Annotated in this window: 1 protein-coding gene; it reads right to left on the reverse strand. The window is 63.7% G+C overall.

Annotated elements, in window-relative coordinates; translation table 11 throughout:
- Positions 1 to 358, reverse strand: a 358-nt coding sequence (locus XI08_RS09745) for a transposase (RefSeq protein ID WP_271574254.1), incomplete at both ends; no start/stop codon positions are given.

Genomic DNA, 358 nt, shown 5'->3' on the forward strand with positions numbered 1-358 from the left:
TACTGCCGAGGATCGTGCGGTCGCCGGTCGATATCTGCTTTGGCACAAGTCCAAGCCAGGCGCCGAAGTCGCGGCCTTTCGAGAACACGTCTCCGGTGCCGATCGCGGCCACCATTGCGCTCGAGATGATTGGGCCAATGCCGGGCACCGTCATCAGTCGCTGGCAGGCCCCATCTTGACGGGCTAGTGTTTCGATCTCGCTAGATAGACCCTCGATACGCGCATCCAGCCGGCGCCAGTCTCCCGCCAGATCCTCGATGATGCGCAACATCCGAGGCAAGAGCACATCGGTGCGCGTCGCGAGGATGCCCGGCAACTCGGACCGCAGGGAATGCAGGCCTTGCCGTACGGCGATGCC

The sequence above is a fragment of the Bradyrhizobium sp. CCBAU 11361 genome, assembly GCF_028128935.1.
Lineage (GTDB): Bacteria > Pseudomonadota > Alphaproteobacteria > Rhizobiales > Xanthobacteraceae > Bradyrhizobium > Bradyrhizobium niftali.